The 15,925-nt window shown below is 60.4% G+C and carries 17 protein-coding genes; 7 read left to right on the top strand and 10 right to left on the bottom strand.

Translation table 11 applies throughout. The features are described 5' to 3' along the window. The first annotated feature begins 176 nt into the window (after positions 1-176). A complete protein-coding gene (locus ACYZTY_RS20575; RefSeq protein WP_461959365.1) occupies positions 177-524 on the top strand; it encodes a DUF6124 family protein in 348 nt (115 codons plus the stop codon). Between the two features lie 161 nt (positions 525-685). Here the strand turns inward: ACYZTY_RS20575 and ACYZTY_RS20570 are convergent, their stop codons facing one another. Beyond that, entirely contained in the window at positions 686-1,684 is a 999-nt protein-coding gene (locus ACYZTY_RS20570; RefSeq protein ID WP_461955245.1) for an AraC family transcriptional regulator, read from the bottom strand. 339 nt (positions 1,685-2,023) lie between these two features. On the opposite strand from ACYZTY_RS20570, the gene ACYZTY_RS20565 reads away from it, so the two are divergent. Both ACYZTY_RS20565 and ACYZTY_RS20560 read left to right on the top strand, forming a co-directional pair. After that, positions 2,024-3,358 (top strand): dicarboxylate/amino acid:cation symporter, encoded by a 1,335-nt coding sequence (locus tag ACYZTY_RS20565; protein ID WP_461955244.1) that lies wholly within the window; start codon positions 2,024-2,026, stop codon positions 3,356-3,358. Between the two features lie 144 nt (positions 3,359-3,502). Then, positions 3,503-4,684, top strand: coding sequence for a CaiB/BaiF CoA transferase family protein (locus tag ACYZTY_RS20560; RefSeq protein WP_461955243.1), 1,182 nt, complete (start codon positions 3,503-3,505; stop codon positions 4,682-4,684). Positions 4,685-4,803: 119 nt separating this feature from the next. On the opposite strand, the gene ACYZTY_RS20555 is transcribed toward ACYZTY_RS20560, so the two are convergent. Continuing rightward, on the bottom strand, positions 4,804-5,298 hold the full coding sequence (locus tag ACYZTY_RS20555) for a SprT family zinc-dependent metalloprotease (RefSeq protein ID WP_010457127.1): 495 nt from the start codon (positions 5,296-5,298) through the stop codon (positions 4,804-4,806). Between the two features lie 149 nt (positions 5,299-5,447). Continuing rightward, on the bottom strand, positions 5,448-6,050 hold the full coding sequence (locus ACYZTY_RS20550) for a Yip1 family protein (RefSeq protein WP_131060286.1): 603 nt from the start codon (positions 6,048-6,050) through the stop codon (positions 5,448-5,450). A gap of 469 nt (positions 6,051-6,519) precedes the next feature. On the opposite strand from ACYZTY_RS20550, the gene ttcA reads away from it, so the two are divergent. Together ttcA and ACYZTY_RS20540 are read left to right on the top strand one after the other, a co-directional pair. Beyond that, the gene (gene ttcA / locus ACYZTY_RS20545; protein WP_461955242.1) at positions 6,520-7,344 is read left to right on the top strand and encodes a tRNA 2-thiocytidine(32) synthetase TtcA; all 825 of its coding nucleotides are present in this window, start codon (positions 6,520-6,522) and stop codon (positions 7,342-7,344) included. Between the two features lie 130 nt (positions 7,345-7,474). Further along, a complete protein-coding gene (locus ACYZTY_RS20540; protein ID WP_461955241.1) occupies positions 7,475-8,149 on the top strand; it encodes a DNA-3-methyladenine glycosylase I in 675 nt (224 codons plus the stop codon). A gap of 90 nt (positions 8,150-8,239) precedes the next feature. Here the strand turns inward: ACYZTY_RS20540 and ACYZTY_RS20535 are convergent, their stop codons facing one another. The 3 genes from ACYZTY_RS20535 to arsC are packed head-to-tail and all read right to left on the bottom strand — an operon-like array spanning position 8,240 to position 9,613. Further along, a complete protein-coding gene (locus ACYZTY_RS20535; RefSeq protein ID WP_461955240.1) occupies positions 8,240-8,665 on the bottom strand; it encodes a DUF2069 domain-containing protein in 426 nt (141 codons plus the stop codon). A 1-nt stretch (position 8,666) separates the two neighbouring features. Continuing rightward, the gene (gene wrbA, locus ACYZTY_RS20530) at positions 8,667-9,263 is read right to left on the bottom strand and encodes an NAD(P)H:quinone oxidoreductase (RefSeq protein WP_109633953.1); all 597 of its coding nucleotides are present in this window, start codon (positions 9,261-9,263) and stop codon (positions 8,667-8,669) included. After that, entirely contained in the window at positions 9,260-9,613 is a 354-nt protein-coding gene (gene arsC / locus ACYZTY_RS20525; RefSeq protein ID WP_461955239.1) for an arsenate reductase (glutaredoxin), read from the bottom strand. The genes wrbA and arsC overlap by 4 nt, the downstream gene beginning before the upstream one ends. Before the next feature lie 115 nt (positions 9,614-9,728). Between arsC and ACYZTY_RS20520 the strand changes: the two genes are divergently transcribed. Further along, positions 9,729-10,196 (top strand): TlpA disulfide reductase family protein, encoded by a 468-nt coding sequence (locus ACYZTY_RS20520; protein ID WP_461955238.1) that lies wholly within the window; start codon positions 9,729-9,731, stop codon positions 10,194-10,196. Positions 10,197-10,368: 172 nt separating this feature from the next. Here ACYZTY_RS20520 and ACYZTY_RS20515 read toward each other — a convergent pair whose 3' ends face one another. Both ACYZTY_RS20515 and ACYZTY_RS20510 read right to left on the bottom strand, forming a co-directional pair. Then, positions 10,369-10,773 (bottom strand): META domain-containing protein, encoded by a 405-nt coding sequence (locus ACYZTY_RS20515; protein ID WP_461955237.1) that lies wholly within the window; start codon positions 10,771-10,773, stop codon positions 10,369-10,371. Beyond that, complete coding sequence (locus tag ACYZTY_RS20510) at positions 10,773-11,207, bottom strand: hypothetical protein (protein ID WP_461955236.1); 435 nt, start codon at positions 11,205-11,207, stop codon at positions 10,773-10,775. The genes ACYZTY_RS20515 and ACYZTY_RS20510 overlap by 1 nt, the downstream gene beginning before the upstream one ends. A 134-nt stretch (positions 11,208-11,341) precedes the next feature. On the opposite strand from ACYZTY_RS20510, the gene ACYZTY_RS20505 reads away from it, so the two are divergent. Continuing rightward, the gene (locus ACYZTY_RS20505) at positions 11,342-11,743 is read left to right on the top strand and encodes a hypothetical protein (protein WP_461955235.1); all 402 of its coding nucleotides are present in this window, start codon (positions 11,342-11,344) and stop codon (positions 11,741-11,743) included. Between the two features lie 5 nt (positions 11,744-11,748). Here ACYZTY_RS20505 and ACYZTY_RS20500 read toward each other — a convergent pair whose 3' ends face one another. Beyond that, positions 11,749-12,738: a 2-hydroxyacid dehydrogenase gene (locus ACYZTY_RS20500; RefSeq protein WP_461955234.1), complete on the bottom strand. Its 990-nt coding sequence runs from the start codon at positions 12,736-12,738 to the stop codon at positions 11,749-11,751. A gap of 250 nt (positions 12,739-12,988) precedes the next feature. Beyond that, entirely contained in the window at positions 12,989-15,742 is a 2,754-nt protein-coding gene (locus ACYZTY_RS20495; RefSeq protein WP_461955233.1) for a response regulator, read from the bottom strand. Positions 15,743-15,925: the final 183 nt, after the last annotated feature.

Below are 15,925 nucleotides of genomic sequence, written 5' to 3'. Positions count from 1 at the left end.
GGGTCTCTCTAGACGCACAACGTCCGTCGTTCATGTCATGGCGGCTTTGCGTGGGGCACTTCGGTGCGCCGGGTTCTAGAGTCCTGGTCTGCTAACCCGCGTACAGCCGCCACCTCTTTTTCGTTTAGCAGCGATGTGTTGCGGCTCCATTACTCTAGGAGCTTCATAGGTTCAAGATCACACCCAACCCACCAGAAGCCGACGACGTTTCGCCCTACGAGTCCACCGACTCCAAAAAGCTCAACGAAGCCGCCGACCGCGCCCTCGATTACTGCCTCAAACCGGTCATTCCCAAAGACACTCCTCGTAAACCCAGCACGATTTACCTCGTGGCCCCTGATACCGATGACGAAACGCTGCTGGTCAACGCCTGCGAATCCATGGCGTCGGCGAGTGTGATGCTGAGTAATTTTGCGGGGTTGATGGAGGGGCCGCATCGCAACACCGTGTTGGGGATTCAGCAGGTGGTGATGCTGGGGGAGCTGGCGGTGAATCGGATGCTGGACAGGCTTGATCCGCCGTAGGCGTTCAGTCAGGTAGACCGCGTTATCGTTCTTCGCGAGCAGGCTCACTCCTACCGGGATCTTCAGTGAATACAAAATTTGCGTTCACACCGATCAAATGTGGGAGTGAGCCGGCTCCGGGCGGCGTTCCGACGATGGGGTCAGCCAATTCAACCCAAAAATCAGTTCTCTTGTGCGCGATAAGCCCCAGGTGTAAGGCCAGTCCACTTCTTGAACGCCCGGTGAAACGCCGAAGGCTCGGAAAACCCCAACTGCTCGGCAATCTGTTGCAACGACAGATCCGCCCGCCCCAAATAATAAATCGCGATGTCCCGGCGCAACTGATCCTTCAATTCCTGAAAACTCGACCCTTCTTCCCGCAAGTGCCGGCGCAAGGTCTGCGGGCTGATGTGCAGGTGCGCGGCCACGGCTTCGAGGTCTGGCCAGCGTGCACTGTCGCGGCTGAGCAAACGGCGCAACTGACTGCTCAGGCTGTCGCCGTCATCCGGGCGCGACAGCAGGTCGGCGGGAGAGTGTTGGAGGAAATGTTTGAGGGTGCGCTCGTCCTGCAACAACGGCATGTGCAGGTAGCGGCTGTGAAACAGCAGGCTGCTCTGGGTCGCGGAAAACACCATGGGGCAGGGGAACAGCAAGTCGTATTCGGCACCGTGCTCGGGCCTTGGATAACTGAACGTCGCCTGCTCCAGGCGTATGCGCTGGCCGATCAGCCAGCTGCCGAGGCGATGCCACACCATCAACTGGCTTTCGGTGAGGAAATGGTCCGGGTCCTGGAATTTCGAGTCATCGAGGCTCAGGCGGATCATGTCGTCTTCGCGGGTCAGGGTCAGGCGCGGGCCATCAGGGAATAGGCTGTAAAACAATAAGCCGCGATGCAGCGCCTTTTCCAGGTTACGGCAGTGAATCACGGCATGGCACATCATCGCGAAACTGCCGGTTTTACTCGGCACCGGCCCGAATCCAAGGTACTCGTCGTCGAGTGCCAGCCACAAACCCTGGATCAATCGCGTGAACTGCTCCGGTGCGATCCGCGCGCGCGGCTCATCCAGCAACTCGGGGCTGATGCCGAGCTGTTGCAGCAAATTTGAATAGTCATAACCCAACCGGCGCGCGCCACCGAGGGCGGCACGGGCGAAATGACTGGCGATAGTGCGTTCGCGCATAGAAGGCAGGTCCGTCCATTGAGCGTCGGATGGTAGCCGTGGTGGCCGACGATGAACAAGGCGGATATCCGCCAAATTGCAGGATGTGATTTAGTCGAAGGGCGGAAATCCGCCACACCAATGTAACCGAACAGTGACCCAGAAAAACCTGTAACCCTTGATGTCAAAAGGCATGCAGGCATTTTTAGAAAGGTGGCACGGGCCTTGCGATACAACCAGCAGATGCCTGCCGGTGCGCAGCTCGACAAAACAAATCCCTCCAGTGCAGGAGGGTTCGCAAATGAGGTGTCGTTGACAACAGATGGATGTTGTCGCGGGACGCTCTTGAGGAACTTTGCAATGACGACTCGTCAGCCACTGTACAAATCCCTGTATTTCCAGGTGATCGTTGCTATTGCCATCGGCATCCTGCTCGGTCACTTCTACCCGCAGACCGGTGTGGCCCTCAAGCCGCTGGGTGACGGGTTCATCAAACTGATCAAAATGGTCATCGCGCCAATCATCTTCTGTACGGTCGTCAGCGGTATCGCCGGCATGCAGAACATGAAGTCGGTCGGCAAAACCGGCGGCTATGCGCTGCTGTACTTCGAGATCGTTTCCACCCTTGCCTTGCTGATCGGTCTGGTCGTGGTCAACGTCGTGCAACCGGGCGCCGGCATGCACATCGACGTGACGACCCTGGACACCAGCAAAATCGCTGGCTTCATCTCGGCCGGTAAAGACCAGAGCATCATCGCCTTTGTCCTCAACGTGATCCCGAACACCATCGTCGGCGCCTTCGCCAACGGCGATATCCTGCAAGTGCTGATGTTCTCGGTGATCTTCGGTTTCGCCCTGCATCGCCTGGGTGCTTACGGCAAGCCGGTGCTGGACTTCATCGATCGCTTTGCTCACGTGATGTTCAACATCATCAACATGATCATGAAGCTCGCTCCAGTCGGCGCATTCGGCGCGATGGCCTTCACCATCGGTGCCTACGGTGTCGGCTCGCTGGTTCAGCTGGGTCAGCTGATGATCTGCTTCTACATCACCTGCATCCTGTTTGTGCTCCTGGTACTGGGCGCCATCTGCCGCGCGCACGGTTTCAGCGTACTCAAGCTGATCCGCTACATCCGTGAAGAACTGCTGATCGTACTGGGCACTTCGTCGTCGGAATCGGCTCTGCCACGCATGCTGATCAAGATGGAACGCCTGGGCGCGGATAAATCGGTTGTGGGTCTGGTAATCCCGACTGGTTACTCCTTCAACCTCGACGGTACGTCGATCTACCTGACCATGGCCGCTGTGTTCATCGCTCAGGCGACTGATACCCCAATGGACCTCACCCACCAGATCACTCTGCTGCTGGTGCTGTTGCTGTCCTCCAAAGGTGCTGCGGGCGTGACCGGCAGTGGTTTCATCGTGCTGGCAGCCACCCTGTCGGCCGTAGGTACTCTGCCGGTGGCCGGTCTGGCGCTGATCCTCGGTATCGACCGCTTCATGTCCGAAGCCCGTGCGCTGACCAACCTTGTTGGTAACGCTGTTGCCACCCTCGTGGTCGCCAAGTGGGTGAAAGAGCTGGACGAAGACAAGCTGCAAGTCGAGCTGGCTTCCGGCGGTCGCGGTATCTCCGACGAGCGTGAAGTAGACGACCTGGGCGTGGCTGAAGGCCCAACCCCAAGCAACGTCAAGTAAGACTGGCTGCATCGAAAAACCCGCTTCGGCGGGTTTTTTGATGCCTGGGATTTGAGCGTAACGGTCACCGTTGCTGACACTTCAGGTGATTGCTGCAATGGGTTTGCCTGCCTAGGCTGGAAGCATCGTTTACGGAGAACGCTCATGCCCGGTCCACTGGTATCACTCAAGGTTCTGGATTTCTCGACACTGCTGCCGGGGCCGTTTGCCTCGTTGTTGCTGGCGGACATGGGCGCGGAAGTCTTGCGCATCGAATCGCCGACCCGAATGGATTTGCTTCGGGTGTTGCCGCCGCACGATCACGGGGTGTCGGCCAGCCACGCTTATCTCAATCGCAACAAGCGCAGCCTGGCGCTGGACCTCAAGCAGCCCGAGGCGCTGGAGGTGATCAAGCAGTTGCTGGTGGACCACGACATCGTGCTGGAGCAGTTCCGCCCCGGCGTGATGGAACGCCTGGGCCTGGGTTATGAAGCCTTGAAGGCGATCAATCCACGGTTGATCTACGTGTCGATTACCGGTTACGGCCAGACCGGCCCCTACAAGGACCGCGCTGGCCATGACATCAACTACCTGGCGCTGGCGGGACTGGCAAGCTACACCGGCCGCACCGAGAGTGGGCCGTTGCCGTTGGGCATGCAGGTGGCGGATGTCGCCGGAGGTTCGCTGCACGGTGTGATCGGCTTGCTGGCGGCGGTGATCGCTCGGCAGCAAAGCGGGGTGGGGCAGCATCTGGATGTGAGCATGACCGACTGTGCCTTCAGCCTGAACGCCATGGCCGGGGCCGGGTACCTGGCCTGCGGCGTAGAGCCGGGCAGGGAAGATCAGATGCTCAATGGCGGCAGTTTCTACGACTATTACCGTTCGCGGGACGGGCGCTGGTTATCGGTGGGCAGTCTGGAGCCGCCGTTCATGAAGCAGCTATGTACGGCGCTGGGGCTGGAAGAGTTGGTGACGTTGGGCCTGTCACCTCAGCCTGCCCAGCAAAAGAAGCTGAAGGACGCGCTGCAGACTGAATTCGAGAAATACGACTTTACCGAGTTGTGCGGGCTGTTTGCCGAGCTCGATGCGTGTGTCGAGCCGGTGCTGACCTTGGGTGAGGCGGTTCGGCATCCGCAGTTGCAGGCGCGGGAACTGGTGACCGAGGTGCCGCGAGGGGATGGCACGAGCCAGGCGCAGATGGCGTGTCCGTTGAAGTTTTCGGACGGGTTGCCAGAGCCAAGGCATATTGGTGCGGCATTGGGTGAGCATACGGATCAGGTGTTGGGGGAGTTGGGGTTTGGTGCTGAGCGGATTGCAGCATTGCGGCGTGCCAAAGTGATTCTCTAGCGCCTCTACCGGCCTCATCGCGAGCAGGCTCGCTCCCACAGGGATCTTCGGTGTGACACAAATCCAATGTGGGAGTGAGCCTGCTCGCGATGAGGCCGGCACAGCCACCACAAATCCTGCTACTCGACCCGCATCTCCCCACTAAACACCAACGTACTCCGGCACCTGCGACACAAATACCGCCGACCCTGCCGCACCAGACCATGGCGCTGCGCCGAAAACGGGAAATCGCTGTCAACGCACGGGCATTTGTAGATGTAGCGGGTCACGCTGCGGCGTTTGACGTCGTAGGTGTGGCAGCGATTGGGCGGCAGTTCGTACACGCCACGCATGATCAATTGCCACTCTTCGCCATGGGGCTGAATGCGGTCGCCAAACAGTTGATGGGCGATCAGGTGCGCCACTTCGTGGGCCACGGTCTGCTTGAGAAAGTCTTCGGTGTTTTCCCGGTACAGCTGCGGGTTGAAGCGCAGCAGGTTCTCGTGCAAATGCGCGACACCGGCTTTTTGACCGCGCAGCTTGAGGCTCACCACGGGGCGTTTGAAAGTTCGTTTGAAAAAGGATTCGGCCAGTTGGTAACAGTCTTCGACGCGGGTATTGAGTTGCTCGGGCATGCTTGATGGATCTCCAGAGACGTCGAGTATGCCGCAACGCCGGGGCCTTGCGAATCGCCGAGGCGCCGAATGGTCGTTACCCCACACACATTAGAAGGCCGCCTTGCGGCGGCCTGTGTTGGCAGATCTTGTTTTTGGGTGGAATGTTGCTAATTGGTATAGACCGGCCCCACGCCGAGTCCCCAGACAATCACTGTAAACGCCATGATGGCGACCAGCACCACAAGGCCTACGGCAAGTACCGAACTGGAAAACAGGAAGCCCTCGTCTGATGGAATGTTCATGAAAGTGGGTAGCCCCACATACAGTAAATACACCGTGTAGCAGATGGCCGCCGTCCCGACGATCATCCCCAGCCACATGTGTGGGTACAACGCCGCCAGACCGCCGATGAACAGCGGGGTCGCGGTATAGGTCGCAAATGCAACGCAGCGGGCCAGACTTGGATTGGCGTCATAGGTACGGGCCATCCAGTGGATGAATGCGCCCATGACCGCAACACCGCCGAGCATCGCCAGGTACGACATGATCGTCATCCATAGCGCGCTTTCCTGGGTCAACATCACCGGCGCCCGGCTGCCGATGACCCAACCGACCTGAGTGGTGCCGATAAACGCCGACACAGCGGGGATCGCCGCCAGAATCAGCGTGTGAGTCAGGTACATGTGGCTGATGCTTTCCTCTTGGTCGCCACGGATTTCTTTCCATTCCTGGTCGGGGTGGGTGAAGAGCCCCACTACGTGATGGATCATGCCAGTCACTCCTCTTGTTTTTACCGTCGCCCCCCAGTGGAGCGCCTACAGGCCAAAGTGGCCACGTAAGTAAAAGGTCTGGATATGTGTGCGACCTTATGTCGCAGTATAGAAAGGTCTTAACGGCGCAGGTTGTAGGGCGTTAGAGCAAATTGCGCTGTAAACGCCCCTGTTAATCGCCGTAGGGTCTGTTGGGTCAGAGGAGAAGGGCATACGCGACCTGTAGCAGCTGGCGAAGCCTGCGTTCGGCGGCGAAGCCGTCGTAATACCATGCACCTCGGTGTGTCAGGCGAACCGCGTAGCCCGGATTGACGACGGCTTCGCCGCCGAACGCAGGCTTCGCCAGCTGCTACAAAGATTGCGTCGGCGCATAATTCCTTTGGGTATCCGGCTTTCGCCAAGTACTTCGCCGACGATGGGTTTTTGCGTAAAATGCCGGCCTTTCGTCACACCTCACGGATTTCGCGTCATGGGCACTCTCACGGTCAACCAGAACAAACTGCAAAAGCGCCTTCGCCGCCAGGCGGGTGAGGCTGTTGCCGATTTCAACATGATTGAAGACGGCGACAAGGTCATGGTCTGCCTGTCCGGTGGCAAGGACAGCTACACCCTGCTCGACGTGCTTTTGCACTTGCAGAAGGTCGCTCCGATCAAGTTCGAGATCGTGGCCGTGAACATGGATCAGAAACAACCAGGCTTTCCTGAGCACGTGCTACCGGCCTACCTCAAAGAATTGGGCATCGAGTATCACATCGTCGAGAAAGACACCTACTCGGTGGTCAAGGAGCTGATTCCGGAAGGCAAGACCACCTGCTCGCTGTGCTCGCGCCTGCGTCGCGGCACGCTCTACACCTTTGCCGACGAAATCGGCGCGACCAAAATGGCCCTCGGTCACCACCGCGACGACATCGTCGAGACGTTCTTCCTCAACATGTTCTTCAATGGTTCGCTCAAGGCCATGCCGCCCAAGCTGCGTGCCGACGACGGCCGCAACGTGGTGATCCGCCCGCTGGCCTACTGCAACGAAAAAGACATCCAGGCCTACTCGGACTTCAAGCAATTCCCGATCATCCCGTGCAACCTCTGCGGTTCCCAGGAAAACCTGCAACGTCAGGTGGTCAAGGACATGCTGCACGAGTGGGAGCGCCAAACCCCCGGCCGTACCGAAAGCATTTTCCGCAGCTTGCAGAACGTGCAACCGTCGCAATTGGCGGACCGTAACCTGTTCGACTTCACCAGCCTCAAGATCGACGAAACCGCCATGTCGCGGTTCGTCAACGTGGTCAACCTCTAACACAATCACTGTAGGAGCCAGCCTGCTGGCGATGGCGGTGGGTCAGACACATCATTGTTGACTGACTCACCGCCATCGCCAGCAGGCTGGCTCCCACAGGGGTCTATTCACTTATTCATCAGGAGAGGGCATGCGCGATTACAAGTGGCTGCACGAATACTGTCTGAACCGTTTCGGCTCGGCAGCAGAACTGGAAGCCCATCTGCCCGTTCCCAAGACCCCGGCGCAATTGCGCAAGATCAGCGACGACCGATACCTCTCGACCATGGCGCTGCGCGTGTTCCGCGCAGGGCTCAAGCACAGCCTGGTGGACGCCAAGTGGCCGTCGTTCGAAGAAGTGTTCTTCAAGTTCGACCCGGAAAAGGTCGTGCTGATGAGCGCCGAACACCTTGAGCGCCTGATGCAGGACGCGCGGATCATCCGTCACCTGGGCAAGCTCAAGAGCGTGCCGCGCAATGCACAGTTCATCCTGGACGAGGCACATGAGAGGGGCAGTTTCGGCGCGTTGATCGCCGATTGGCCGGTGACGGATATCGTCGGGCTGTGGACGTACCTGAAAAAGCGCGGCCATCAATTGGGCGGGTTGTCGGCGCCGCGCTTCTTGCGCATGGTCGGCAAGGACACGTTTGTGCCGAGCTACGACGTGGTCGCGGCGTTGAACGCGCAGAAGATCGTCGACAAGGTGCCGACCAGTTTGCGCGACCAGGCGTTGGTGCAGGATGTGTTCAACCAGTGGCATGAACAGAGTGGCGGGCGGCCGATGAGCCAGATTTCGATGATGCTCGCGTATACAGTGAATCATTAACACCGAGGGGCGGCCTTCGCGAGCAAGCTTCGCTCCTACAGGTACGGTGGCGCCCTTGTAGGAGCGAGGCTTGCCCGCGAAAGCGTCCGATCAAGCGACTGAGATTTCACCCTCGCCCGCCAACTTTCGGTTCAACTGAAACCGCCACCGCACATACAACAGCGCCGAACAAAACACCGCCAGGCTCGCGCCCATTTCCAGCAAGCCAAACAGCTGCCGGTTCGGGTCATACGCGGCCAGTGCGCCCTTGATGAAATACAGATTCACCACAAAACACATCCACGAGTGCCCACGTGCGCTGCCGATGATCATCCCCGGCGCCAGCAACAGCAGCGGCACCAGTTCGATCAACAAAATCACCCACGGCCGGGCGCCGTGCAGGTCGGCAAATAGCAGGTAATAGGCGCACAGCAGCCCTAGCAACCCGAAAAAGCAAAGCAGGCTGATAACCCGCATCGCCCGGACCCGCGGTTCGAGCCACTCGATGGAGGGCAGAATCTTCGGCTTTTTCGCCACGTCAGTTCCCCAGTTTTTGCGCAGTCTTCGCCAGACGCAGGCCCAAGGCCCGGCACAGCGCGACTTCATGTTCATTCAAACCGCTTTTGCCATCCGCCCCGGCGTGATGACTCGCGCCATACGGCGTGCCGCCGCCACGGGTTTCCAGCAGCGCCGATTCACTGTAAGGCAGGCCGGTGATCAGCATGCCGTGGTGCAGCAGCGGCAACATCATCGACAGCAGCGTGGTTTCCTGACCGCCGTGCAGGCTAGCGGTGGAGGTGAACACTCCCGCGGGTTTGCCCACCAGGGCGCCTGTCAGCCAAAGATTACTGGTGCCATCGAGGAAGTACTTGAGCGGCGCCGCCATGTTGCCGAACCGGGTCGGGCTGCCCATGGCCAGGCCCGCGCAGTTCTTCAGGTCGTCGAGGCTGGCGTACAGCGCGCCTTCGTCGGGGATGTCCGGCGACACGGCTTCGCATTCCGTAGAAATCGGCGGGACCGTGCGCAGACGCGCTTCCATCCCAGCCTGCTCGACGCCACGGGCGATCTGCCGGGCCATCTCATTGGTCGAACCGCTGCGGCTGTAATACAGAACCAGAATGTACGGCGCACTCACGGCAGCAACTCCAGCACATTCTCCGGCGGACGGCCGATGATGGCTTTGTCACCGACTTCGAGAATCGGTCGCTCCATGAGTTTCGGATTGGCGGCGATGGCGGCGATCAGTTGCGCCTCGTTCAGACTGCTGTCGGCCAGATTGAGGGTTTTGTACTCGTCCTCGCCGGTGCGCAGCAGTTGCCGGGCGCTGATGCCGAGTTTGGTCAGCAGGCTTTGGATTTGCGCGGCGTCCAGCGGGGTGTCCAGGTAGCGGACCACGGTCGGGGCCAGGCCACGGGCTTCCAGCAGTTCGAGCGCACCGCGGGATTTCGAGCAGCGCGGATTGTGATAAAGCGTCAGATCGGTCATGTGCGGGTCGCATCTTGCGTAAGGTGGCGGCTATTCTAACTGTGCAGCGCGCAATCCAGAACCTCGGGGAGGCGATGGGTCGCAGGCGCATTCAATTTTGAACAAGGATCAAGACATGACAAGACGACTGGCAGCGGCATTGGCGATCATGGGTACGTTGATGCTGGGGGGCTGTGGCAACGACTATGGCATCGACCAGAACGGCCAGAAAGTCGCCGCCGAACGTCTGGACAAACAATGGCTGGTGCTCAACTACTGGGCCGAATGGTGTGGCCCGTGCCGTACCGAGATCCCGGAGTTGAATGCGCTGGCCGATCAGCTGAAGGACAAGAAGATTGGTGTGTTCGGGGTCAATTTCGACAATGTGCAGGGCGAAGAGCTGAAAAGTGCCAGTGAGAAACTGGGGATCAAGTTCACTGTGCTGGCGTCAGACCCGGCGGATCTTTTCGAGTTGCCGCGCAGCGAGGCGTTGCCGGTGACGTACATCATCGATAACAAGGGCAAGGTGCGCGAGCAGTTGATGGGCGAGCAGACAGCGGCGGGGGTGATGGAGAAGCTTAAGGCGTTGCAGGCAGTCAACTGATCCGTTAGACGTAACGCGACCTGTAGCAGCTGGCGAAGCCTGCGTTCGGCTGCGAAGCAGTCGTAAACCCTGAGAATGCGGTCTATCTGTTAGACCGCACAGCCTGATTTCACGACTGCTTCGCAGCCGAACGCAGGCTTCGCCAGCTGCTACAAGGGTTGCGTTGCGTCGATCAACCCTCTTCAAGCCACCAACGCAACGGCTTGCCTTGCGCCGGCCAGAAGCGCATCTGCTCGATCGGCGAAACGTCCCAGCGCTGCACATTTTCCAGGGCCTGCATGAAGCGCTTTTCCTGCTCCATCACGGCTGGCGCGCACAGCTTGCGGGTGCTGCCGATCTTGCCGAAGCTCAGCTTGTCGCCTTCCAGCGTGTACGGCGCAAACCAGTGGTTGCAGCCGCCATTGCCGTAAGCCCGGCCGTCTTCACCAAGGATGATGGTCAGGTGGCTGTAGTCCATCAACGGACGTTCGCCGATCCATTCCAGAATGTAGCTGCGGTTTTGTTGCAATTTCACCGGCTCGGCGGCGCAGCCCAGCAGGCTGGCACCGACCAGGGCGGTCAGGGCGAGGCGTTTCATCACGCGGGCTCCTGGCATTTCGGGCACAGGTGCTTCTCGCCAACGGTGCTCCAGCCCAACTCGGCAGTCCGCGCGGTGGCGGCAGGCTTTTCAGCCTTGTTGCCCAGCTTGGCGTCAACTGCGAACTCGAAACTCAGCTCTTTGGCGCAGCTGTCGCAATTGACTTTCCAGGTGTGGATCGCCAATTCGCCGAACACCGGACCACTGGCCACCGCGACCCATTGGCCGGGCGGGTTGATCAAGTGGCGAACCGTTTCCACGGTCAGGCGCATGGACAAGTCCTTGGCACCTTTGAGGGTCACGACCAGCACGTCATTGTTACGAATCGAGCCGCCGTTGCCGGTGACTTGATAACGCCCCGGCACGAGGGCGCGGCATTCGGTGAGGGTGTGTTGCGGGTTCATCAGGTTATAGCGGAAATCGTGTTCGACCATGGGTCCTCCAAATATGCGCGGTATGCTATCACGGGCCTGCACGCAGCATGGCGTGGGCATATGACCTTCGATCTGGTTCAAATTACCGGCCGACTCATGGCACACTGCCGCTTTTGCATCTCTAAGGAACGGACATGGCGTTAATCGAATGTTTTGAGTGCAAGCAACGCATCAGCTCCACGGCGCCTGCTTGTATTCATTGCGGTGCACCGGCGGGAACGGTGCAAGCGACCACTTCGACGGCAGCGCCCGTGCAGGCGCCGCTTTCTTTCGGGCGTTTGCCAGAAGATGAGAAAGTCGCCAGGGTGACCCCGGCCGCGTTTGGACGTAAACGCAAAACCGAAGTCCCGGCCGAAACGGCGGCGCCGATGGCCGCCCCCAACGGCGTGCGTCCGGTGGAACTCTGGCTGAAGCTGATGATTTTCTTTCTGCCGCCGTTTTTTGTCTGGTTCCTGCTACGTCGCGGGCATTCAGTGGGGCAACGCTTGTTGGGGTTCGGCTGGCTGGGCCTGATGATCCTCTTGTCCAAGGCCTGATCGGCTCAGCCCTCGACTCGATTCTGCGGCGTGCCGGCGGCCCAGGCCGCGATATTCTGCAAAGTCGTCGTGGCAATCGCGTACAGGGCTTCGCGGGTCAGGAAGGCCTGGTGCGCGGTGATGATCACGTTCGGAAAGGTCAGCAGCCGCGCCAGCACATCGTCCTGCAACGGCAGGTCGGACCGGTCCTCGAAGAACAGCTGCGCTTCCTCTTCATAGACATCCAGCCCCAGATAACCCAATTGGCCGTCCTTCAACGCGTCGATCAGCGCCGGCGTGTCCACCAGACCGCCGCGTCCGGTGTTGATCAGCATCGCGCCCGGCTGCATGTGCGCCAGTGATTCGCGGTTGATCAGGTGTTTGCTCTGCTCGTTGAGCGGGCAGTGCAGGCTGATGATCTGCGACTCGGCGAGCAGCTCCGGCAAGCTCAGGTAACGAGCACCGAGGGCTTCGACTTGCGGGTTGGGGTAGGGGTCGTAGGCCAGCAATTGGCAGCCGAAACCGTTCATGATTTTCGCGAAGGTTGCGCCGATCTGCCCGGTGCCGACCACGCCGACAGTCTTGCCCACCAAGTCGAAACCGGTCAGGCCGTGCAGGCTGAAATCCCCTTCGCGGGTGCGGTTGTAGGCGCGGTGCAGGCGCCGGTTGAGCGCGAGGATCAGCGCCACCGCGTGTTCGGCCACCGCATGCGGCGAGTAGGCCGGGACCCGCACAATCGAAAGCCCCAAAAGCTTTGCGGCCTCGAGGTCGACATGGTTGTAGCCCGCCGAGCGCAGGGCGATCAAGCGTGTGCCGCCCGCTGCCAGGCGTTCCAGCACCGGGGCGCTCAGGTCATCATTGATGAATGCGCAGACCACCTCGTGATGCTCCGCCAACGCCACCGTATCGAGGCTCAGCCGCGCCGATTGAAAGTGCAGCTCGATATCGGCGGGCAGCTCGGCGCCGAGGAAGCTGTCGCGGTCGTAGGTCTGGCTGCTGAAAAGAATCGTGCGCATACGGTCCTCCTGGATAACTCGGTCACGATGTAGCAGCTGGCGAAGCCCTGTGGCGAGGGGATTTATCCCCGTCCGGCTGCGCAGCAGTCGTAAACCCGGTATGCACAGTTTTCCTGAAACACCGTGGTTGAATGGTTTCACGACTGCTGCGCAGCCGGACGGGGATAAATCCCCTCGCCACAGGGCTTCGCCAGCTGCTACAGAACCCGGTGAGCTTAGCGCCGATGGTGTTCGGCGCCATTGCGCTGCATCAAGCGTTTATTCGGGCGTGGGCGGCCAGACGATTGATCGCCCGGTCGAGTTCTTCCAGCGCGCCGGGGGCTTTCGGGTCCTGTTGCTTGAGCAGGGTTTCGCTGCGCTGGCAGGCGGCGCGCAGTTGCGGGACGCCGCAATATCGGGTCGCGCCGTGCAGGCGGTGGACGCGTTCGATCAGGGCGTTCTGGTCATTGATTTCCCGAGCCAGGCGAATCGCCTCGCGGTCGGCTTCCAGGGAAGCCAGCAACATCGCCAGCATGTCCGCTGCCAGATCGGCTTTGCCGGCGGCCAGGCGCAAGCCTTCGTCGTGGTCGAGCACCTGCAATTCATGGGCGCCGCCATGGCTGTCGCTGGAGCGCTCCGGCCCGTGATTGCGCAACGCCAGGCCGGTCCACTTCAACACCACCTGGGCCAGTTGCCGTTCGCTGATCGGTTTGGTCAGGTAATCATCCATACCGCTTTGCAGCAGCGCGCGTTTTTCGTTGGCCATGGCGTGGGCGGTGAGGGCGACGATCGGCAGCGGCGTGCAATGGCGCTCACTTTCCCACTGACGAATCGCTTCGGTGCTTTGACGCCCGTCCATGCCGGGCATTTGCACGTCCATCAACACCAGGTCAAAGGTCTCGCTCTGCACGGCTTTCACCGCGGCGTAACCGCTTTCCACCGCGAGCACCTTGGCGCCCATGTCTTCGAGCAGGGTTTGCACCAGCAACAGGTTGGCCGGGTTGTCGTCGACGCACAGCACCTTCGGCGCGCGGCTGGATACCGGTTCGCCGGGTTCGCTGCGCTGCTGGCGCGGGTTGACCAGATCGGACAATGCCCGGCGCAACTTGCGGGTGCAGGCCGGTTTGGCCTGCAGCTGACTGTGCGGGTTGGGTACCGAAAGGTGAAACAGCGTCTGTTCGGTGGTCGGGCACAGCACCAACACTTTGCAGCCCAGGTGCTCGAGGTCCCAGATGTGCTGGTTGAGGCGCTCCGGCGGCATGTCGTTGCTGGTGATGCCGAGCACCGCCAGATCGATCGCCTGATCGGTCTGATGCGCGCCGGTCACGCCATTGGTCAGGCTTTCCAGGGTATTGAACGGCGTCACGACCAGGCCGCAATCTTCCAGTTGATGCTGCAAGGCCTGGCGCGCCAGTTCATGGTTTTCCAGCACCGCCACGCGGCGCCCGAGCAGCGGTGGGGCGGGAAGGTCTTCGGCATCGTCGCGGGTCTTGGGCAGGCTGAGGCTGATCCAGAATTCAGAGCCTTCGCCCGGCGTGCTGTCGACGCCGATCTCTCCACCCATCTGTTCGATCAGGCGCTTGGAAATCACCAGCCCGAGACCGGTGCCACCTGGCTGGCGGGACAGCGAGTTATCGGCCTGGCTGAACGCCTGGAACAGGGCGCGCACGTCCTGGTTCGACAGGCCGATGCCAGTGTCCTGAATGCTGATGCGCAGTTGCACGCTGTCTTCGTGTTCTTCCTCAAGCATGGCCCTGGCGACGATGGTGCCTTCGCGGGTGAACTTGATCGCGTTGCTCACCAGGTTCGTGAGGATCTGCTTGAGTCGCAGTGGATCGCCCACCAGCGACAACGGCGTATCGCGATAAACCAGGCTCACCAGCTCAAGCTGTTTGGCGTGGGCGGCCGGGGCGAGGATGGTCAGCGTGTCCTGCAGCAGGTCGCGCAGGTTGAACGGAATATTGTCGAGCACCAGTTTGCCGGCCTCGATTTTCGAGAAGTCGAGGATCTCGTTGATGATCCCCAGCAGGCTGTCGGCAGACTTTTCGATGGTGCCCAGATAGTCGAGCTGTCGCGGGGTCAGCTCGCTTTTTTGCAACAGGTGGGTGAAACCGAGAATACCGTTGAGCGGCGTGCGGATTTCATGGCTCATGTTGGCCAGGAACTCGGATTTGATCCGGCTCGCTTCCAGGGCTTCCTTGCGCGCCAGGTCCAGCTCGATGTTCTGGATCTCGATGGTTTCCAGGTTCTGGCGCACGTCTTCGGTGGCCTGGTCGACGCTGTGCTGCAATTCTTCCTGAGCATTTTGCAGCGTGCCGGCCATGCGGTTGATGCCCGACGCCAGTTCATCCAGTTCCTGACTGCCAAGGGGCGGCAGGCGGGTTTCCAGGTGACCGTCCTTGAGTTGTGCCACCGCCAGTTTGATCTGGCTGATCGGCCGATTGATCGTTCGGCCCATGCGCAAGGCGAGCAGCGCCGCGCCGGCCAGGCCTGCGCCAATCAGCAGCAGGCTGGCGAACAGGCTGCGGTAACCGCGCAGCAGCATGCCGCTGTGGGACAGTTCGAGCTCGACCCAGCCCAGCAGGCGCTCGGCTTCATCAGGTATCAGGTCGCCAGCCAGGTTGCGGTGCTTGCCGAACACCGGCAGCAAATAACGTGTCGCATCGTTGCCACTGCGGCGCAGCATCTGCGAGCCATTGCCCATCGGCGCCGGGTTGAGCATGGTCGGGCCGGCGTGGGCCACGGGGGTGCGGTCGGGGGCGAGGAAGGTCACGGCGCGCACGTCCGGCGTTTCCAGCGACTGCGTGGCGATGCGCTCCAGCAACTCATTGTCTTTGTGGCCCATGGCCGGGGCCACCAACGGCGCGAGCTGTTCAGCGATCATCTCGCCGCGCTGCATCAGTTGGGTTTGCAGGTCGGATTGCTGCGTCCAGGTGAAATAGCCGCCCAGGACCAGCGCCATCAGAGTGGTCGGCAACAGGGTCAGCAACAGCACGCGGCCTTTAATTCCCAGTTTCTTGAGCACGCATCTCTCCTGCATCCAGCTATTGATTGACCTGCGCGTACGTCCGGCACGCGCCACCGGGCCAGTGTAGCGATTTGCAGGCAGGCAATCTTCGTAAAATTGATGTCGTCATTCGTCGGCCGGGTCGCCGCTTTTGCGTCACGGGCAAACCTTGGGTTGCCCATCGTCAGGCAATCTTGAATA

This window comes from Pseudomonas sp. LB1P83 (assembly GCF_054897885.1).
Note: the sequence above shows the minus strand (reverse complement) of the source record. Positions and strands in the feature narration are given on the sequence as shown.

Excerpts from the sequence above, each read along its gene's own strand:
- ACYZTY_RS20540 (WP_461955241.1), top strand. The coding sequence starts at position 7,475 with ATGCGCGATTACAAGTGGCTGCACGAATACTGTCTGAACCGTTTCGGC.
- ACYZTY_RS20560 (WP_461955243.1), top strand. The coding sequence starts at position 3,503 with ATGCCCGGTCCACTGGTATCACTCAAGGTTCTGGATTTCTCGACACTG.
- ACYZTY_RS20550 (WP_131060286.1), bottom strand. The coding sequence starts at position 6,050 with ATGATCCATCACGTAGTGGGGCTCTTCACCCACCCCGACCAGGAATGG.
- ACYZTY_RS20520 (WP_461955238.1), top strand. The coding sequence starts at position 9,729 with ATGACAAGACGACTGGCAGCGGCATTGGCGATCATGGGTACGTTGATG.
- ACYZTY_RS20555 (WP_010457127.1), bottom strand. The coding sequence starts at position 5,298 with ATGCCCGAGCAACTCAATACCCGCGTCGAAGACTGTTACCAACTGGCC.
- ACYZTY_RS20570 (WP_461955245.1), bottom strand. The coding sequence starts at position 1,684 with ATGCGCGAACGCACTATCGCCAGTCATTTCGCCCGTGCCGCCCTCGGT.
- ACYZTY_RS20505 (WP_461955235.1), top strand. The coding sequence starts at position 11,342 with ATGGCGTTAATCGAATGTTTTGAGTGCAAGCAACGCATCAGCTCCACG.
- ACYZTY_RS20510 (WP_461955236.1), bottom strand. The coding sequence starts at position 11,207 with ATGGTCGAACACGATTTCCGCTATAACCTGATGAACCCGCAACACACC.
- arsC (WP_461955239.1), bottom strand. The coding sequence starts at position 9,613 with ATGACCGATCTGACGCTTTATCACAATCCGCGCTGCTCGAAATCCCGC.
- ACYZTY_RS20565 (WP_461955244.1), top strand. The coding sequence starts at position 2,024 with ATGACGACTCGTCAGCCACTGTACAAATCCCTGTATTTCCAGGTGATC.
- ttcA (WP_461955242.1), top strand. The coding sequence starts at position 6,520 with ATGGGCACTCTCACGGTCAACCAGAACAAACTGCAAAAGCGCCTTCGC.
- ACYZTY_RS20515 (WP_461955237.1), bottom strand. The coding sequence starts at position 10,773 with ATGAAACGCCTCGCCCTGACCGCCCTGGTCGGTGCCAGCCTGCTGGGC.
- ACYZTY_RS20500 (WP_461955234.1), bottom strand. The coding sequence starts at position 12,738 with ATGCGCACGATTCTTTTCAGCAGCCAGACCTACGACCGCGACAGCTTC.